The sequence below is a fragment of the Bdellovibrio sp. HCB-162 genome (assembly GCF_047344985.1).
In the GTDB taxonomy this organism is placed as follows: Bacteria; Bdellovibrionota; Bdellovibrionia; order Bdellovibrionales; family Bdellovibrionaceae; genus Bdellovibrio.
In genome coordinates, this window is the sequence record NZ_CP178861.1 from 3,205,365 (window position 1) to 3,222,040 (window position 16,676).

The window sequence follows — 16,676 nt, forward strand, 5'->3', positions numbered from 1 at the left end:
TTATGGTTTCTGTTGATGCATTAGATATCCTTGATGACGCTTGTTTCACAAAGCTCATCAGTCTTATTCATGCACTGACAGGAATCACTATTGCGAAGAACAGAAAAAGCATGGTGCAAGGACGTCTTAGAAAACGCGTCCTTGCCCTTTCCTTAAAAAGCTATGAAGAATATTTTGAGTTCGTTCAAATCCATGACGAGGAAAGAAAACCTTTTATTGATTTAGTAACAACCAATGAAACTTATTTCTTTCGCACTCCCCGAATCTGGAGCCATATCGAATCACAAACACTTCCCGCGTGGTATCAACGTAATCCCGGAAAAGTTTTTTCGGCGTGGTCCGCAGCTGCGTCTACCGGCGAAGAGGCTCACTCGTTGGGAATTTTGTGTCAGCAGTTTAAAGACAAAAATGTCTCTTTTAACTATGAAATTTCCGCCAGCGATATTTCTCAAAGGGTGGTGAAAGTCTGCAGAGAAGGGGTTTATCAAGGACGCTCCATCGAATCGTTCAGGAACTCAATGCCGGAGACGTTTTCAAAATACATGTTACAAAACAGCGATGAAACTTTTTCTGTTCATCCAGATGTAAAACGGAAAATGAACTTTTTTGAACACAATCTTTTTACATCACTCAAAGACAAGAAAACATATGATCTTATTTTAATCAGAAACGTTTTTATTTATTTTACGTCCGCCGACCAAAGAAAAGTTCTGGATTTAATTCTGCCAAAGCTCGCAGCCGACGGCATTTTGATTATCGGCGAATCAGAAAGCCTTACCGGAATAAGCTCGGGATTAGCCAAGGTTGAAAATCTTATTTACAGGAAAGACAGCCGCTGATGAACGATGTAAAAGACGTATTAAGCGTTCATATTGGGGAAGTGAAAGTGGCCAGAAATGGCGAAACGCTCAAGGCCATACTGGGCTCTTGCGTTGGAATCGGGTTTATATGGAAACGCAAAAGTATGTGCGGATTAGCGCATTGTTTTTTGCCCGAAAATCCGGAGAAATCATTTTCCATTAGCGGGAGATATGTGGATCAAGCCATCGCTTCCCTATTTGCTCTGATGAAAATCAGGCCCGAAGACGTTGCGGAAATCGACGTTATTTTCGCCGGCGGAGGAAACATGACAAATCCTGATGCCGCAGACAATTCAAAATTGATAGGTGGACAAAACCTCTCCGCTGCTGAAAGAGAATTGAAGAAAAAAGGTATGAAAATAGTTTTCGTTGAATACGGCGGTTGCCAGGGACGTAAAGTGACTATTGATTCTGCCAGTTGCACTTATCAAGTGGAAGCCATCCCAAGACTTGCCAATAAAGGGGCGTTAAAATGATATTTTGTTCATTCTACTTAAACCAAAGTGAGTTCGCACTTCCTGTTACATTTGTCCAAGAAGTTATAAATACGCCCGATTCGTTTTCAACGATCCCACTGGCTCCAAATTATCTCAAAGGACTTATAAATTTGCGTGGCACGATTGTTCCTGTCGTCGACCTCAAAGATGTTTTAGGCCTGAGTACCGAGGCTGGAAGTCGGGAGCAAAAGATCGCTATCATCTGTTTAAACGGAAACTTCGTGGGTCTTTTATTTGATAAGACCGGAGAAGTTTTCAGCTCTAATTCCGACGAACAAAGCAATTTTCTTGATGACGATTCCTCGGTAGTCAAAGGTGTGTTCAAAAAAGAAGGCGGCAAACGAATCATTCAAATTCTTGACGCCGGCTCCATCTTTTGCCTGAAGAATCTTCCCAAGCAGAACGAAGACGGCAAACTCAACAGCAACCTTATCAACAATCGGGGAAAAAGAAGACAAGCGATTTCGTTTCTCGTTGGTCCTTCCAAGTGCTCTCTTGAGATAAATGAAATTCAAGAAATTTTAATGCTTAAAAACATCAATGAATCAGCCCTTGCCGTCGGCAACTGCATCGGGACATTTGATCTTCGCGGAGTAACAGTTCCGGTAATTGATTTTGCTGCGCTCTTAAAATACAGAGAGGCCGATTCCAGCAAAGATGCGACATTGGGAAATCGACGAGTTGTCGTAATGAAGATTGAGACCGAGCTTTTCGGACTCTTGGTTGATAAAGTCGATAGCATCGTGACCTTTTACAATGATGAATTGAAACGCTTTCCGGTTTTCGCCACAGAACGCATGGAAATGATTAAAGGTTGTATTTCAATTAAAGATAAAGAAGACGTTCTTTTGTTGGACAATACGAAAATTCTTACGGACAAAGAAATTATCGAAATTACTCATGGTCACAGCAAACTCTACAATGCCGCCCGCGAAGCAAGTTCAGAAAACAATAGTAAAAAAAGCGGCATTCGCAAAACCTTCATCACCTTCTCGATTGAGCAAGAGTATGCCATTAGCATTTCGGACGTCAGAGAAATTCTGGATCTTCCCTCTAATTTAATGACACCTCCGGGGATGCCTGCCCACTACCGTGGCGTCTTTAATCTTCGCGGAGAAATGGTGATGGTTGTTGACTCAAGAACCATGTATCAAAAGAAAAAGCAGGAATCGGATCTTAATAATAAAATTTTGATATTCAAAACAGAAGACATTCATTTTGGCTTGGTTGTCGACTCCGTTCACTCCATCATTTCCTTATCAGAAAATGATAAGATGAAATTGCCGGATCTTATGTACCGCGATAAAGCCGGAGAAAGCGTCACGGACATTGTTGAAGCCGTTCAATACAAGGCGGCCGACGAAACGAATAAGGCGGCTCTCATCCTGGACGCCAAACGCATCGCTAAGCGTGTCTTAGCGAGCGCGGTTTAGTACTTCTGCGGCTGCAATAAATCTTCTAGAAAAAAAGCTGCCAGTTCTGACCGACCTGCGAGGCCCGATTTAGAATAAATAGAAATGGACTGCACACGCGCCGTCTTTTCTGCTGTGTTGCGGATTATGGCTATCTCTTTTAAAGAAAGACCTTTCAAAAGTAATAAAGCCACTTCTTTTTCTGCCTGAGATAAATTCCATTTGGTGAGTTGCAGATCGATAGATTTAGAAAGGCCTTCAATGTACTTTTGAGCTTCTGTTTTCCAATCCTCCGCCTCCTTCTTGAGCTTAGCGTTTTCGCTCATTGAGTCTGAAAGCTTATGTTGAAGATTGTAAGAGCCTTTCATAAAGTAAAAAATTCCGAATAAGGCGGCGACTCCAGCTCCGCCTTCGACCAGCACATGCCAAACAGCGACGCCTTCCTTGGTATCCGTAAATAAATCCATGGCTACCATGAAAGCAACAATGGCCAAAATAGCGACAATGACGGAGCGTTCTTTATGATTCATACAGCAAACCTACACAATGAAGTCCTAATCGTCATCACCATCTTTTCCTATTTCGTCCAACTGAAGTGTCTGACCAAAACCCCCGAGAGTTCTTTGGGAAGGATCAAAATGTTTGTAAAGATAGAGACCTGCAGCGAATACGAATGCGATCAAAAGCAATCCAGCAAACGACCTTGATGATCGAATCGAGGTGCTGTTTTCAGGAATTTCTTTTTTCCCATCGAGCATGCTAAGCGCAATTCTGTCCTGATGACGAATGGAATGAAATATCACACCCGTCACGTGAAGCCCCACCACCACCATAAAAGTGTTGGCCATAAACTCGTGAATGTCTTCAAAAGTTTCTTTATTTCCTGTCGTCATTAAGTAACCGCTCACGGCCAGGCCAAGCGCTAAAATGAACATCGTAATGGCGGCCCAACTCGAAGCTGGATTGTGCCCGGGCCAACGTTTTTTTGAACCGGAAATAATACCTAAAATATAATTTTTGAGTTCGAAAAGATTTAGGTTGAAGCCGGAAAACTTCGCATGTTTCGATCCAATGACACCCCATACGATACGCCACAACACAAGCCCGCCTAACATAAGGCCCGCTAACATATGATAAATAAAAATAATCGACTCATCATCCGAGGTCTTAGCCAGAACGAAGGCCACTAAAAATAAGCCCGCAAACAACCAATGAAAAAGTCGGGTTGGTAAATCATAAACTAAAGTTGATCTCATATAAACCTCCACCTCAAATGTCATTCCGTTTTCGGTTTTCGTCCATTGGGCAAAAGATATACGTCACATAATTTCAAGTACTTAGGGCATTCGGCCTATTTTCAAAATAAAGAAAGTAACGATACTGAAAGAAATGAATGGGATAGACCCATTAATAAAGGAGAGTCAAATGAGACATCTAGTAATAGGCCTGGTGGTCCTAGGAACAGCCACAACAGTTTATGCCAAAAAAGAATGTACCAATGAACCCAAAGAAAAATGGATGCAAGAAGCCGACTTTAAAAAGAAAGTCGAGAACGAGGGATATAAAATATCGAAATTTAAACAACCTGGCACTTGCTACGAAATTTACGGCACGAACAAAGACGGTAAAAAAGTCGAAATCTACTTTAATCCGGTCGACGGTTCGATTGTAAAAGAAAAATAAATAAAAGGGCACACTTTATGTGCCCTTTTTATTTTAGCTCGCTGTGTTTAAGGGCAACAAATCATCATTGATAGAAACCGTTGGTTTGACAGTCGCTGGCGCCGCAGCAACCTTCACTGATTTTTTTGCAGAAGACTTCACAACAGGTGACACGGCATGCGTTGAATGCGCGCCCTCACCTTTAATAACTTCAACCAATGTTGAAATCACGTTGCTCATGCTCTCAGCTTGCGCCGACAATTCCTCTGCAGAAGCCGCCGCCTCCTCCGAAGACGCCGCATTGATTTGCGTAACTTGATCCAACTGATTCATCGCCTTACTGATTTGCGTGATACCGTTTGCTTGCTCCGTGCTTGCTGAAGCAATTTCATTATTGATCTGAGTTACTTTTTTAACCGAAGTCAGAATGTCACCCAAAACAGTTCCGCTGCGTTCCGCTTGTTCACTGCCTGTTTCGATTCTTTCAACGCTGGTCTTAATCAAATCCGTAATATCTTTTGCTGCTGAGGAACTGCGTTGCGCAAGACTGCGAACAGCTTCCGCCACGACTGCAAAGCCTTTTCCTTGCTCTCCGGCGCGAGCCGCTTCCACCGCCGCGTTCAAAGCCAAAAGGTTTGTTTGGAACGCGATATCATCAATCACGTTGATAATTTCCGCGATGCGTTTTGAATCGTTTGAAATATTACCCATTGAATCCACCAACGCGCGGATTTCTTGTTCGCCACGAGAAGCAATTTCACTTGTTTCATTCGACAACTGAGCCGCTTGGCTTGCATTTTCGGAGTTTACTTTCACCATTGAAGAAAGTTCCTCGATGGTAGCAACAGTTTCTTCAAGCGAAGACGCTTGCTCTGTCGTCGCCTGAGAAAGCTCTTCAGAGGATGAAGCAATCTGCTGAGCCGCACTCGACACTTGATCCGAAGCGCTTGTCAGATTCTCAATCACGCTGTTGATGGCTTTACCCAAAGAAATCAACACGAAGCTTGCAAACGAAACCCCCAAAAGAATAGCAATACCGCTTGTTAGAAGAACCAAGAAATGTGCTTGTTTATAATCAGCGGCCGCTTGTTCTGCATCTTCCACCATGCGTTTTTCGTTGCGATCCACCGTCGAATTGATAATTTCTTCGCCGATTTTTCTGAGTGGAGAACCTTTTTCGTGAATCAAAGTGATGGCGCGTTTGTTATCCCCATCCATTGAAATTTTACGAACTTGTTCCGTAAGACTCCACCACGCTTGATAGTTTTCACGGAACTTCGTCATTTCTTCTTTTCCAGCGTCCGTGGAAATTTCATAAAGATCGTTGATCTTACTTAACATTTCGTCGTGACGCTTACCCATCAATTGACCGATTGTTTGCATGCCTTCGTTTGTTTCTTCAAGAACAAAGGTTCGCTCATCCATCATTTGCAGATAGAATAAAGCTTTGATGTCTTTTACAAGCGACACACGGGCACTGCGTTCTTTCACAATGCGATCCAGCGTTGCATTGAGCATCTCCATGCGACTTAAACCGATCCCTGCGATGACGGCAGAACCTAAAATAAGAATCCCCATCACCAACGCCAACTTAAAATTGAGACTTCGTTTTTTCATTTACACCTCCACAAAAAAATCTCAGATTCATTTTTCAAAATTTTAGACAATAAAAAACCCTAAGCCCTCCTGCGGACTCTTCTCTCAAAAAAATCACAAATAAAAAGCTGTGCAGACTTGCACAGCATCCGGAATTATTTTTTTAAATAAACAAACTTTGCTCAGCTTACTTTCGGAAATACAAATTAGAACTTGAGTACATTTCTAATTTGTATCACCGCGGATTTTCACCGGACGAAGAATGACCTCATACCTCCCGCGTGAAGATCTTGTTTCAGATCACTCACATCAATTTGGATAACAGGTTTTGTTATCGGTTGCTGATTCGAACGTCCATACAAACTATCAATTGAAATTTGCAAAGCATCGCACACGCTGAAAACCTGCTCGATGTTGCGGGGCTTTTGCCCTCCCATCCAATGATAGAGTGTCTTTCTCGAAACTTTCGAACGGCGCTCTAGATCTGCAACAGACAAACCACGCTCCAACATTACTCGTTTTAGATTTTTCGCCATGTTCATATTTTATCCCTCGGAATAAATAATTAAAAGGTTGACCACTTTCTCTGTGCCGAGTCGACAGTCTCACATAAGAGAATTTTTTCCCTCTTCAAAGAATGGTAAGAGTGATGAATAATTTCAGAAAAGAAATGATAGTGCTCGTCGTTTCACAAAGGGAAATTTAAAAAACAATCGCAACGTCACTAATTCGGGTGAGATAATATCTTTTCGCGGTTTGATCTTTATGACAAAAAGCCTGCAAATAATCTCCGTCGGGATTTCTCACGATACCAATGGGAGTGAGTCTGCGGGTTTCACCTTTTGCAGAACCACCCTGATAAATCATGTCGATGTCTTTTTTATTTTGTGTGGCCTCAATAAGGTTCTTCAACTGATTGTTAGTTGAGAACATCAGCGAATAATCTTTCCACCAAAGATTTTTTCCCTGGCTTTTAATTGCTCCCGCTAAGGTCATCTCTTCACCCATTTTTTGGAAACAACCCAGAGCCACATGTAAACAAGCTTTGGCATCATCGTACGCGCGGTGAGCTTGACCACCATCAATCGCCATATGCTTAACCAATGTTTGCAGTTTATGGTTTTCAACTCCGTGAATCCACTTTCGTGAAAGCAGGCTCGTACAAAGAGCGGGCTCTGTAGGCAATGGCAAACGCGCTTTTTCAAAATCAATGGAAACAAATCCCATATCAAAGGGAGCATGGTGAGCCATAACGACTGAATCTTTAAAGAAGGCATGAATTTCGTGAATTTTTTCAGACATCAATGGTGCGTCTTTCACCATATCATTGGTGATTCCGTGAATGCCAATAATGAAATCACTCATCAACTCGCGCGGTCTTAATAAAAACTGCAAACGGTCGACCTCTTTCCCTTTGTACCATTTCACCGCACCAAATTCGACAATGTCGTGACCGACCGGATATGCTCCACTGGTTTCCGTATCAAAGGCAACGTATGTATATTCGTTCAAAGGAAGATCTAGATTCATAAGCTTCAGAATTTATACTGATCTGGGCTTTTGGTCCAGTTCCTCCGAGGTTCCCTCCGCGAAATCTTTGTTTTTCGTTCATGAATGGTTCACAATGAGACGACTATCTATGCGAAGATACATTGCTTTTATCATTATCCTATTCTCTTTTTCACAGCGGGTTTTTGCCGCCGAGGGCAACACGTCTCCCACTTTTCAACTTTCGGGAGATGTGAGTCTTCTCTCTCATTATGTGGAATATGGGCTTTCGCAGTCGGATAAGTCTCCAGCTCTGCAAGGATCTTTTTGGTTTAACTTTGGCCCGCAGTTTCGTTTGGGACTTTGGGGTTCTAATACAAACTTCGAGCATAGCGATGATCATTTTAATTTGCGCATGAATGCTGACATCAAGGTGTCGTTCTCTGCGACAACGCATTTGATTATCACTTACAGCAAAAGTCAGTACTACAATGGCGGAGATCACAACGGTGATTTATTGGGCGGCCATTTTCATTTTGGCGATTACAGAATTCTTTACGACAACAACAGCAATTGGGAAGGCACGGATCACCGTTCTTCCCGTTATGCTTTCGGAAAAGTTTCGACGGTTTTCGGTTCTTGGAAATGGGATAACGAAATCGGTTACAACACTCCGAGCGTCGACAATATCAATCCTTACTTTGATGCTCGCACGGGGCTAGGAACAAAATGGGGTGTGATCTTTTTTGAAGGAGCCCTCACTGGAACCAGCGAGAGCTCTCAATTTAATGGCGCGGGAGATTTCTTTTTTATTCTGTCTGCGTCGACGGATCTTTAATCCCCGTCTCTTCTTTGAGTTCCTGATCAACTTGTTTTTTCAAATCTTTCGAAGCTTCCGCTTTTTTGCGGTTGCTGATTTGATTCACAAAGTTGTCATATACAGACATATCCACACGTGACGGACCAAAAAGGGCTTCGAGCTTGCGCGGTTTACGACCGTCGGAAGTCAGCTCTTTTTGCGCGATCTTTACACGGATAAAACCAATCAATTTTGCCGGATCAATCTCACCGCGTTTTTCTTTCACGCTGATACCGCCGACAACACTCACCGTGTTGCTTTCCAGTGAAGCCAGGATCTTGTTGCGAACAATATCAAATCTTTCAGAAGCCACTTTATTCGCAGACATCAGGCTGCCATCTGGAACTGCTTGAACGAAAAGTCCTGACGTGATTTTGATATCCGCATCTTTAAGACCGCCCGTCACACCTTTGATTTTATCCATGACTTTAACAAAGTTGGCATTCGGTTGCGCCGTGCCTCTTTCAAAAAGCATGTAATCAGGAATATCAAAGTCATAACCTTCCGGAGTTACAACCACGTTTTTTGCCACATCATTCATTTGATCGGCCAAATACGCAGCAACAACTTTTGTTGAACCCATATCCAAAAGATTTGGAGTTTTATCAACTGGCTCCATAAAACTTTGGAATGCTTTTAAAGGCTCATTCAAAATGTCCAAGAATAATTTTTCCAACGTCAGTTCTGCACCGAAGTTTTGGAAATTGTATTCAATCACGGACGGCGTTGAGAAATAATCCGACACGGCTTTCTTCGTCTCTTCAGATTGACCCAAGAGCCACATCACGAGGAAGAAGGCCATCAAAGCTGTCATGAAGTCGGCAAGGGCGACCTTCCAGGATCCGCCGTGGCCACCGCCTCCAGAGACAATGATTTTTTTGATGACGATTGTCTGTTTCTTTTCTGCCATTTTTAATCAATCCAGTTCCGCAACTAGGCGGCTTTCTTAATTTCTTTAGTAGCTTTATCAATTTCCGCAAATGATGGACGCTCTTCTGGCATGATCGAACGACGCGCGTACTCGATACATACGATAGGAGGCGCACCTCTTTGCAATGCAACTAGAGCCGCTTTAATACATGCCAAGTAACGACCTTCAGATTCGATATCCGCGGCCATCTTTGTTGATGTCGGCTCAATCAAACCGTAAGCGCAGAAAACCCCTAACATCGTTCCGACCAGGGCATGGGCAACGCTGGCACCGATAACTTCGGTACCTTCACTCAACTTACCCATCGTCTTAACGATACCCAAAACGGCGGCAACGATACCTAGTCCCGGGAAACCACCGGCTACAGCGGCCACCGCATGTTGCGCAAGATGTTCTTCGGCGTGGATACCTTTGATATCGGCGTCCAAAAGATCATCGACATCGTAAGGACTTAGTTCCGCAGATAAAGTGACTTTCATTGTGTCGCACAGAAAATCAACAGCGTGATGGTTGTGCATGAAACCAGGATAAGCTTTGAAGAGCTCACTCTTTTCTGGTTCCTCGATGTGTTTCTCAACCCCTTGAGGTCCTTCCTTACGGAAAAGTTGGAAGAGTTGGAAAAGCATTTGAAGAAGTTCCACGTAATCAGGTTTTTGCGGTCCTTTGGAAGTCATCGCTTTGATGGAGAGTTTGATACCCATCTTCACGATCTTCATTGGATTGGCAATCACGTATGCACCGAATGCGGCACCACCGATAATCACCATCTCGCCGAGAGCCGCATGCAAGATCACTCCCATGCTTCCGCCGCCGGCCGCGAACGTACCGAAGACACACGCAAATACAATTATTATACCTACAAAACCCATATGATATGACCTCTCAGTTTCTCTATCGGAGTGAAGTGTGTTAATATTGAGTCATTGCCGAATAAACTTGCCCATGGTCGAGAGTGGGACTAAGAGGAAAAGGTATGAAACTCAGCTTGAAGTACATTTTGGTATTCGCTCTTCTTCTTTGTGCAAGTCCAAGGTCTTGGGCCGTCGCCAACCCGGATGATACGGATCCCCTGCTCGCCGAAACAAAGGTGCTTCCTTATGAATGGAGCCCCGGCCAAGGCGGCAATATCGAAATCAAAATGAAATTGCCGGAAGGTTATCACGCTTACGAAGATAAATTCAGCGTTGTGATTTTAGAACCGGATGGATTTCAAGTAGCCCCTTTCAAAATCACACCCACAAAAAAATGGTACGACAAGTTTTCTAAAAAAGAGCGCACAGGAGTTGAAAAAACATCAACCCTCACGGCGCACATTGAGGCTCCTTCCCGTTTTTTAAAAAAATATGACAAGATGAAGTTGGAATTAGTCTATCAAGCTTGTTCTGATCAGTTTTGTCTATTTCCCACAACCAAAGTGATCGAAGTTCCAATCATGGTGACCATGGTGGAAGGCGAACCGCGCGTTGAAAAGGCTCCTCAAGAAGTGATGAGCAATCCTTCTTCATTTTTCGACACGACGAACTTTAACAAATATCTTGGTTCAGGAATGCTTGCGGGACTCGTGTTTGTTTTCCTTGCGGGTATCTTCACAAGTTTCACTCCATGCATTTTTCCGATGATTCCTATTACGCTTGCGGTGTTGGGAAATCACTCCAATGAAAGAAGTCGCCTGCTCAACTTCATCACAAGCTGCGTGTATGTTTTAGGAATTGCGACAACGTATTCTGTTTTAGGTTTGGCAGCCGCTTCCAGCGGTGGCGTCTTTGGTGCGACATTAGGAAATCCTTACGTGCTGACCGTGGTGTGTTTGATTTTCCTCGCGATGGCTCTCAGCATGTACGGACTTTACGAATTACAGGTGCCGGCGTTTATTCGCAATCGCTTTGGCACCGGCAAACAAAAGCAAGGACTGGGTGGCGCTTATCTGACAGGCCTTTTTGCGGGAATTGTTGCAAGTCCCTGTGTCGGCCCTGTGCTTGTAGCAATTTTGACTTATGTTGCTTCCACTCAAAATAAACTTTTGGGATTTTTATATCTCTTCGTTTACGCACTGGGATTGGGTTTGATCTTTATTGCTTTGGGACTTTCAAACCAATTGGTAAAAGCATTGCCTCGCTCGGGCGCGTGGATGAATTCATTTAAATTTATCTTAGGCACTTTGATGTTGAGTGCCTTTTATTATTATCTGGATCTTTTGCTTCCTGCTCGTTGGTTTGATGTCGCTTTAGGCGCGGGCCTTGTTGTTCTTGCCAGCGTTTACGGGGCCTTTCTTCCTGCGAAAGGGATGCCTGCGATAAAGCATATTCAAAAAGGAATTATGCAGGCCGTGCTTATTGTGGGAATTGGCTACGTGGTCATTGCTGCGTTTGATTTGCGTCCCATGATTCGCGGAACCATGATGGCTGGCAATAGCTTAAACCAAATTAAGAAAATGAATTGGCAGCCGTACTCAGAAGCCGCTCTAACACAAGCCGCGAAAGATCAAAAGCCTGTCATTATTGATTTCTGGGCCGATTGGTGTGCCGCTTGCCATGAACTGGAAGAGCAAACTTTCACGGATGCTCGCGTGCGTGCGATGGCTGAAAATTTTGTTTTATTAAAGTTTGATGCGACGAAAGATTCTGAAGAGCTTAGGGCTCTTAAAAAGAAATACAATATCCAAGGACTTCCGACGGTGGTGTTTATCAATCCGCATGGTGTTTGGATTGATGCTCTCACTTTGACTCAATTTGAAAAACCGGGAGCCTTCCTCAAGAGAATGGAAAAAGGGGCGCAGTAGCCCTTTTTAAAAGTTAATTCACATCTCATTGTGATTTTCTTACCAACTGCCGAACTGTGACTTGCGCCATCGTCGGGCTCGTGTTTAATAGAAGACATGAGCACACAAAATATTTCGATCCAACGCACGTCTGCGCCTAAACAAAAACCTTCTGTTGATTCTTTGGGATTTGGTCGCTTTTTTACCGACCATATGTTCACAGCTTTTTATTCCAAGAAGAATGGTTGGCATGATGCGAAGATCACACCTTATCAACCGTTGCCGTTGGACCCGGGCGCGAGTGTCTTGCACTATGGCCAAGCGTTGTTTGAAGGCATGAAAGCGTTTGCTCATGAAGACGGAAAATGTGTGATGTTCCGTCCTGAGTTTAACTGGCAGCGCATGGTCGATGGCGCCGAACGCCTGTGCATGCAAGCTCCGCCGAAAGAACTTTTCCTTCAAGGTATTAGCGAATTGATCCGTGTCGATAAAGACTGGATTCCTCGCGAAAAAGGAAGTGCTCTTTACATCCGCCCTACTCTGATCGGAACGGAAGCGTTCTTAGGTGTGCGCCCTGCTGATGAATATTTGTTCTTCACCATTCTTTCTCCGGTGGGTTCTTACTATGGCAACGACAACAAGCCTGTGAAAATCTGGGTCGAAGAAGAACTTGTGCGCGCTGCTCCTGGCGGATTGGGTGCAACGAAAGCCGCTGCCAACTACGCAGCCAGCCTGAAAGCGGCACTGGATGCAAAAAAGAATTCATACTCGCAAGTCTTGTGGCTTGATGTGAATCGTGAATACGTGGAAGAAGTTGGAACAATGAACGTCTTCTTTGTTTTCGATAACGAAATCGTCACGCCGGCTTTAGGCGGCACGATCTTAGGTGGCGGCACAAGAAATTCTATCGTCACTCTTTTAAAAAATCAGGGTAAGAACATCACGGAAAGAAAATTGAGCCTTCAAGAAATTCGTGAAAGTGCGAAGTCAGGCCGTTTGAAAGAAATCTTTGGAACAGGCACTGCGGCTGTGATCAGCCCTGTGGGAGAGCTTGCCGCGAAAGACTGGAAGATCGTTGTGAATAACGGTGAGGTGGGACCTGTTGCGAGTTCTCTTTACGAAGAACTCACAGGCATTCAACAAGGTCTTAAGCCAGACACTCACGGCTGGCTTTACCATATTTAATTTTTTACAGCCGTTTCAAACGAGCGATTTCCATTTTCGCTTCATTCAAAGCCGCTTGCGCAGAAATCATCTGCGCTTCTTTTTCAGCCAAAAGTTTTTGTAAGTGGTTCATGCGCACTTCAAAACTTTTGATCACGTTGTTGTGACGATCGACCATCTCTTGAACTTTCAAATCCAGGCTTTTGCGTTCGTTCACTCGTTGCGCAAGCTGTGTGATTTTTTGACCGGCTTCTGTCGCAAGCCCATTGTGGCTTTGCTCAAGACGGCTTAAAAGTTGGCTTTGTTTTTCAAATTTGATGTTGGAGGTTTTGATCAGCTCGTTCACTGTTCCAACGACTTTGTTCAGTTGGTCCGCAAGAGCCTGATTTTGGGCTTTGAGCTCGAAAATCTGGCGATCTGTGTTCAAATAACTGTTTCCAGTTGTGCCTAGATTTGCCGGGCTTTCCATCATGGAACTTTTAGCGACTTTCTTTTCCCCAAAGAGTTCCGGATTTAATTCTTTATGCATGTTGTGCCCCTCCTAGGACTTTCAAAAAATTCTGCGTTTTCTATCATATTTTCTCTGGACTAAAATTTCAAATGTTCATACTTTATGCCTCGAAGGAGGCAGTTTTGCTAAAAGTCGGACAGCTTTTAAAATTTGTTTCAGATCTCAACCCGCAAAACACGCCCACGCGTTTGTCCTTCTATAACTTCTTACGAGGTTTTCCTCACCCTGAGGACGTTCTCACTCCTGAATTGATCGAGATGTTTTTCAATTACTGTATGGACTACCCGCACTGGGCGTCGAACAAGCAGCAATTGGGTCACGAAGTTCAGTTTTTGTTGGAGAATTTCAATAGCTTCTACCAGCAGAAGTTTGATTTGAGTCCGATCCGTTTTCCGCAAAACATGCAGCTTATCGAGATCGAACATTTCTCTGATCTTGTTGACGCAGTGAGTTCATACGTTAAGACTCTCTGCGGCGAAAATGATAAGTTCCGTATTTTGCCAGATCAAAACAAGCGCGCGGTGGCGATTGTTCTTCGTGCCGATAAAACTCTGGAAGTCCGCACTTTTGATCGCAAGTTCACAATCCGCAATGGTCAGTTGGAACCTTTGCGCAATGACTTGGTTCTTTACTATTCTTCAGAACTTGAACTCAGCAATCACCACACTCATAAAATTGAGGTCGCTCCTTACATCACGGCTCAATTCCGTGTTGTCGGCGAAAAGGTGACGGGTTCACTTCTAAGAGGTTACGTTTTCCAAAAACTTCAAGAGATGAAGAACGAGCCTTTGCAAGAGCAGACGCGCGTTCTTTTCCCGATCAAGCGTTTGGAGCAGTTCTTTGTCGATCGCCGCACAGATCCTTACTATCAGGATCTTGTAAGCCAGCTTGAAAGAACGTGCGCTCTAATTCAACAGGGTGACTCTGAAGCTTTGAAATGGTCTTCGATTGTACTGAATAAGGCTGAGACAGCCGTTGATAACGTGTTTTTAGGAGATAAGCTCATGACTTTGCTTGTGCGCGACCTCCGTCACGCTATTGGCGAGTACAGCCGCAAGAATCTCTCCTCTTCTGCCCTCAGTGGTGATATATTGGCCACTCAACACCTAGCTGAGGCTGATGAAGAATGTCTGAAAATAACTCCTCTCAAAGAGTTCGACTTAACAAATTAATCGCTGATAGCGGCCTTGCGTCTCGTCGTCATGCGGATCGCATGATTGAAGAAGGCCAAGTCACAGTGAACGGCAAACGCGTTTACGAATTGGGTATCAAAGTAGATCCTCAAGCTGATCGTATTCTTATCGACGGAAAGCCTTTGCGCAAACCTTTGACTCAAAAATTGTATCTTGTGATGAACAAACCTAAAGGTGTTCTAACGACAATGGATGATCCGCATGGACGTCCAACGATTGCTGATTACCTTAGTGAAGTTCCTGCGCGTGTGTTCCCAGTGGGACGTCTGGATTGGGACTCAGAGGGCATGCTTCTTTTGACGAACGATGGTGATTTTGCCAACAAGGTCATGCATCCAAAAGCGGAAGTGACTAAGACTTATCTTGTGAAGTTGGATGGTCAACCGCAGCCTCATCACATTGAAAAACTTAAAAAAGGTGTTTCAATCATCGGCGGTAAAGTTTCTGCCCGTCATATCGAAAGAATCAAAAAATCCGGCGACAATAAGTCCGACAAGTACGAATGGTACAAGATCGTGATCACGGAAGGTAAAAACCGTCAGATTCGTCAGATGTTTGCGAAAGTCGGCTTTGACGTTTTGAAACTTCAACGTGTGGCTGTAGGCCGTTTGCGTTTGGGAGCTTTGAAAACAGGCGAGTTGATTTTCCTCAATGAAAGCGCAGTTGATCGTGTGTTCTTGCCGGATGATCCAGAAGAAGTAAAAACAAAGCGCACTTATAAAGGTCGCGCCACTTCCGTAAAGAAAACCGCGAAACCTGCATCTCGTGTCCGAGTTAAAAAACCAAGAGGCTAATTGATGGCTTCCATGAACCCCCGCTTAAGAGGAACTATTGAAATTTCCATCGCCAGCGCGGGTTTTGGTTTTTTAGGGATCTTTGCAAAATGGGCCTTTCAATCAGGCCTTTCTGTCGGCGAATTTCTTTCTTACCGTTTCACCCTGGCAGCTCTTCTCCTTTGGATATTTCTGCTGCTGTTTAAACCACAATGGGTGAAGCTCAACAAACGACAAACTTTGATTGCCGCTCTTTTAGGAATTTTCGGTTACGCGTTTTTCTCGACACTTTATTTTGAAGCGATCAAAGGCGTGAGTGTCACGCTGGCGGCGTTGTTGCTTTATACCTATCCGTTTTGGGTGAATATTTTTTCGCACTTTTTTACTCACGACAAGATTTCTAAAAAAGAAGCCTTATGCCTGGTGGCGGCATCGACGGGTTTGGTTCTTTTGCTCTGGGGTCACATCGAAGTTAAAAATATCTGGGCGATTGCTGCCGGCCTTGGAGCTGCGATCAGTTATGCGATTTATGTTTTGCTTTCAGGCCGTTTGCAAAAAGATGTCCGCCCGATTTCTTCGGCTTTGTATGTGATCACTTTCGGTGCGATTGCATTGTCGCTTTTTCACCGTCCTGATTTCGGTTCCGTGCAAAACCTTTCCAGCTTTCAGGCGAGCTGCATTTTCGGCATCGCTTTGATCTGCACAATCTTGCCATTGAGTTTAGAACTGGCGGCTTTGCAAAAATTAAAAAGTTCTGAAGTCGCTCTTTTGATGATGATCGAACCTCTGACGGCAGCAATTATGGGTGCAATGATCTTTCACGAAAGCCTCAGCCTTCGTCAGCTTTTAGGAGCTTTAGTGATTGCGAGCGCTTTGATTGTGAATACTATTTCAAAAAATAAGATCGAAACCGCTTAATGCCCGACCCGACCTTGTACTAATTTAAGACAAAATTTACCTTCATGACCAAAT

Annotated in this window: 18 protein-coding genes; 10 read left to right on the plus strand and 8 right to left on the minus strand. The window is 43.9% G+C overall.

Annotated features, from left to right (window positions below):
* Window positions 1-2: 2 nt before the first annotated feature.
* The 3 genes from ACLSSO_RS15425 to ACLSSO_RS15435 are packed head-to-tail and all read left to right on the plus strand — an operon-like array spanning window position 3 to window position 2,790.
* A complete protein-coding gene (locus tag ACLSSO_RS15425) occupies window positions 3-839 on the plus strand; it encodes a CheR family methyltransferase (RefSeq protein ID WP_413943340.1) in 837 nt (278 codons plus the stop codon).
* Window positions 839-1,336, plus strand: a complete 498-nt coding sequence (locus ACLSSO_RS15430; protein WP_295904643.1) for a chemotaxis protein CheD — start codon at window positions 839-841, stop codon at window positions 1,334-1,336. The genes ACLSSO_RS15425 and ACLSSO_RS15430 overlap by 1 nt, the downstream gene beginning before the upstream one ends.
* Entirely contained in the window at window positions 1,333-2,790 is a 1,458-nt protein-coding gene (locus tag ACLSSO_RS15435; RefSeq protein ID WP_295904640.1) for a chemotaxis protein CheW, read from the plus strand. Before ACLSSO_RS15430 ends, ACLSSO_RS15435 begins: the two co-directional genes overlap by 4 nt.
* Here the strand turns inward: ACLSSO_RS15435 and ACLSSO_RS15440 are convergent.
* Both ACLSSO_RS15440 and ACLSSO_RS15445 read right to left on the minus strand, forming a co-directional pair.
* Window positions 2,787-3,299 (minus strand): helix-turn-helix transcriptional regulator, encoded by a 513-nt coding sequence (locus tag ACLSSO_RS15440; RefSeq protein ID WP_295904638.1) that lies wholly within the window; start codon window positions 3,297-3,299, stop codon window positions 2,787-2,789. The two genes, ACLSSO_RS15435 and ACLSSO_RS15440, sit on opposite strands and share 4 nt — an antisense overlap.
* A gap of 24 nt (window positions 3,300-3,323) precedes the next feature.
* Window positions 3,324-4,025 carry a cytochrome b/b6 domain-containing protein gene (locus tag ACLSSO_RS15445; RefSeq protein WP_295904636.1) on the minus strand — a complete coding sequence of 234 codons (702 nt, stop codon included), beginning with the start codon at window positions 4,023-4,025 and terminating at the stop codon, window positions 3,324-3,326.
* Between the two features lie 169 nt (window positions 4,026-4,194).
* On the opposite strand from ACLSSO_RS15445, the gene ACLSSO_RS15450 reads away from it, so the two are divergent.
* The gene (locus ACLSSO_RS15450; protein WP_295904635.1) at window positions 4,195-4,452 is read left to right on the plus strand and encodes a PepSY domain-containing protein; all 258 of its coding nucleotides are present in this window, start codon (window positions 4,195-4,197) and stop codon (window positions 4,450-4,452) included.
* A 33-nt stretch (window positions 4,453-4,485) separates the two neighbouring features.
* Here the strand turns inward: ACLSSO_RS15450 and ACLSSO_RS15455 are convergent, their stop codons facing one another.
* The 3 genes from ACLSSO_RS15455 to ACLSSO_RS15465 form a co-directional block, all read right to left on the minus strand.
* Complete coding sequence (locus ACLSSO_RS15455; protein ID WP_413943341.1) at window positions 4,486-6,048, minus strand: methyl-accepting chemotaxis protein; 1,563 nt, start codon at window positions 6,046-6,048, stop codon at window positions 4,486-4,488.
* A gap of 227 nt (window positions 6,049-6,275) precedes the next feature.
* Entirely contained in the window at window positions 6,276-6,569 is a 294-nt protein-coding gene (locus tag ACLSSO_RS15460) for a helix-turn-helix domain-containing protein (RefSeq protein ID WP_413943342.1), read from the minus strand.
* 160 nt (window positions 6,570-6,729) lie between these two features.
* A complete protein-coding gene (locus ACLSSO_RS15465; RefSeq protein ID WP_413943343.1) occupies window positions 6,730-7,557 on the minus strand; it encodes an exonuclease domain-containing protein in 828 nt (275 codons plus the stop codon).
* Between the two features lie 109 nt (window positions 7,558-7,666).
* On the opposite strand from ACLSSO_RS15465, the gene ACLSSO_RS15470 reads away from it, so the two are divergent.
* The gene (locus ACLSSO_RS15470; RefSeq protein ID WP_413943344.1) at window positions 7,667-8,353 is read left to right on the plus strand and encodes a TorF family putative porin; all 687 of its coding nucleotides are present in this window, start codon (window positions 7,667-7,669) and stop codon (window positions 8,351-8,353) included.
* On the opposite strand, the gene ACLSSO_RS15475 is transcribed toward ACLSSO_RS15470, so the two are convergent.
* Both ACLSSO_RS15475 and motA read right to left on the minus strand, forming a co-directional pair.
* Window positions 8,325-9,284: a flagellar motor protein MotB gene (locus tag ACLSSO_RS15475; RefSeq protein WP_413943345.1), complete on the minus strand. Its 960-nt coding sequence runs from the start codon at window positions 9,282-9,284 to the stop codon at window positions 8,325-8,327. The two genes, ACLSSO_RS15470 and ACLSSO_RS15475, sit on opposite strands and share 29 nt — an antisense overlap.
* 23 nt (window positions 9,285-9,307) lie before the next feature.
* Complete coding sequence (gene motA, locus ACLSSO_RS15480) at window positions 9,308-10,174, minus strand: flagellar motor stator protein MotA (protein WP_295905069.1); 867 nt, start codon at window positions 10,172-10,174, stop codon at window positions 9,308-9,310.
* 104 nt (window positions 10,175-10,278) lie between these two features.
* On the opposite strand from motA, the gene ACLSSO_RS15485 reads away from it, so the two are divergent.
* Together ACLSSO_RS15485 and ACLSSO_RS15490 are read left to right on the plus strand one after the other, a co-directional pair.
* The gene (locus tag ACLSSO_RS15485; RefSeq protein ID WP_413943346.1) at window positions 10,279-12,084 is read left to right on the plus strand and encodes a protein-disulfide reductase DsbD family protein; all 1,806 of its coding nucleotides are present in this window, start codon (window positions 10,279-10,281) and stop codon (window positions 12,082-12,084) included.
* 96 nt (window positions 12,085-12,180) lie between these two features.
* Complete coding sequence (locus tag ACLSSO_RS15490; protein ID WP_295905071.1) at window positions 12,181-13,248, plus strand: branched-chain amino acid aminotransferase; 1,068 nt, start codon at window positions 12,181-12,183, stop codon at window positions 13,246-13,248.
* A gap of 4 nt (window positions 13,249-13,252) precedes the next feature.
* Here ACLSSO_RS15490 and ACLSSO_RS15495 read toward each other — a convergent pair whose 3' ends face one another.
* Window positions 13,253-13,756, minus strand: coding sequence for a hypothetical protein (locus tag ACLSSO_RS15495; protein WP_295905072.1), 504 nt, complete (start codon window positions 13,754-13,756; stop codon window positions 13,253-13,255).
* A 104-nt stretch (window positions 13,757-13,860) separates the two neighbouring features.
* Here ACLSSO_RS15495 and ACLSSO_RS15500 point away from each other — a divergent pair, with 104 nt between their 5' ends.
* The 3 genes from ACLSSO_RS15500 to ACLSSO_RS15510 are packed head-to-tail and all read left to right on the plus strand — an operon-like array spanning window position 13,861 to window position 16,622.
* Window positions 13,861-14,910 carry a hypothetical protein gene (locus ACLSSO_RS15500; protein WP_295905074.1) on the plus strand — a complete coding sequence of 350 codons (1,050 nt, stop codon included), beginning with the start codon at window positions 13,861-13,863 and terminating at the stop codon, window positions 14,908-14,910.
* A complete protein-coding gene (locus ACLSSO_RS15505; protein WP_413943347.1) occupies window positions 14,865-15,725 on the plus strand; it encodes a pseudouridine synthase in 861 nt (286 codons plus the stop codon). The genes ACLSSO_RS15500 and ACLSSO_RS15505 overlap by 46 nt, the downstream gene beginning before the upstream one ends.
* Window positions 15,726-15,728: 3 nt before the next feature.
* On the plus strand, window positions 15,729-16,622 hold the full coding sequence (locus ACLSSO_RS15510; RefSeq protein ID WP_413943348.1) for an EamA family transporter: 894 nt from the start codon (window positions 15,729-15,731) through the stop codon (window positions 16,620-16,622).
* Window positions 16,623-16,676: the final 54 nt, after the last annotated feature.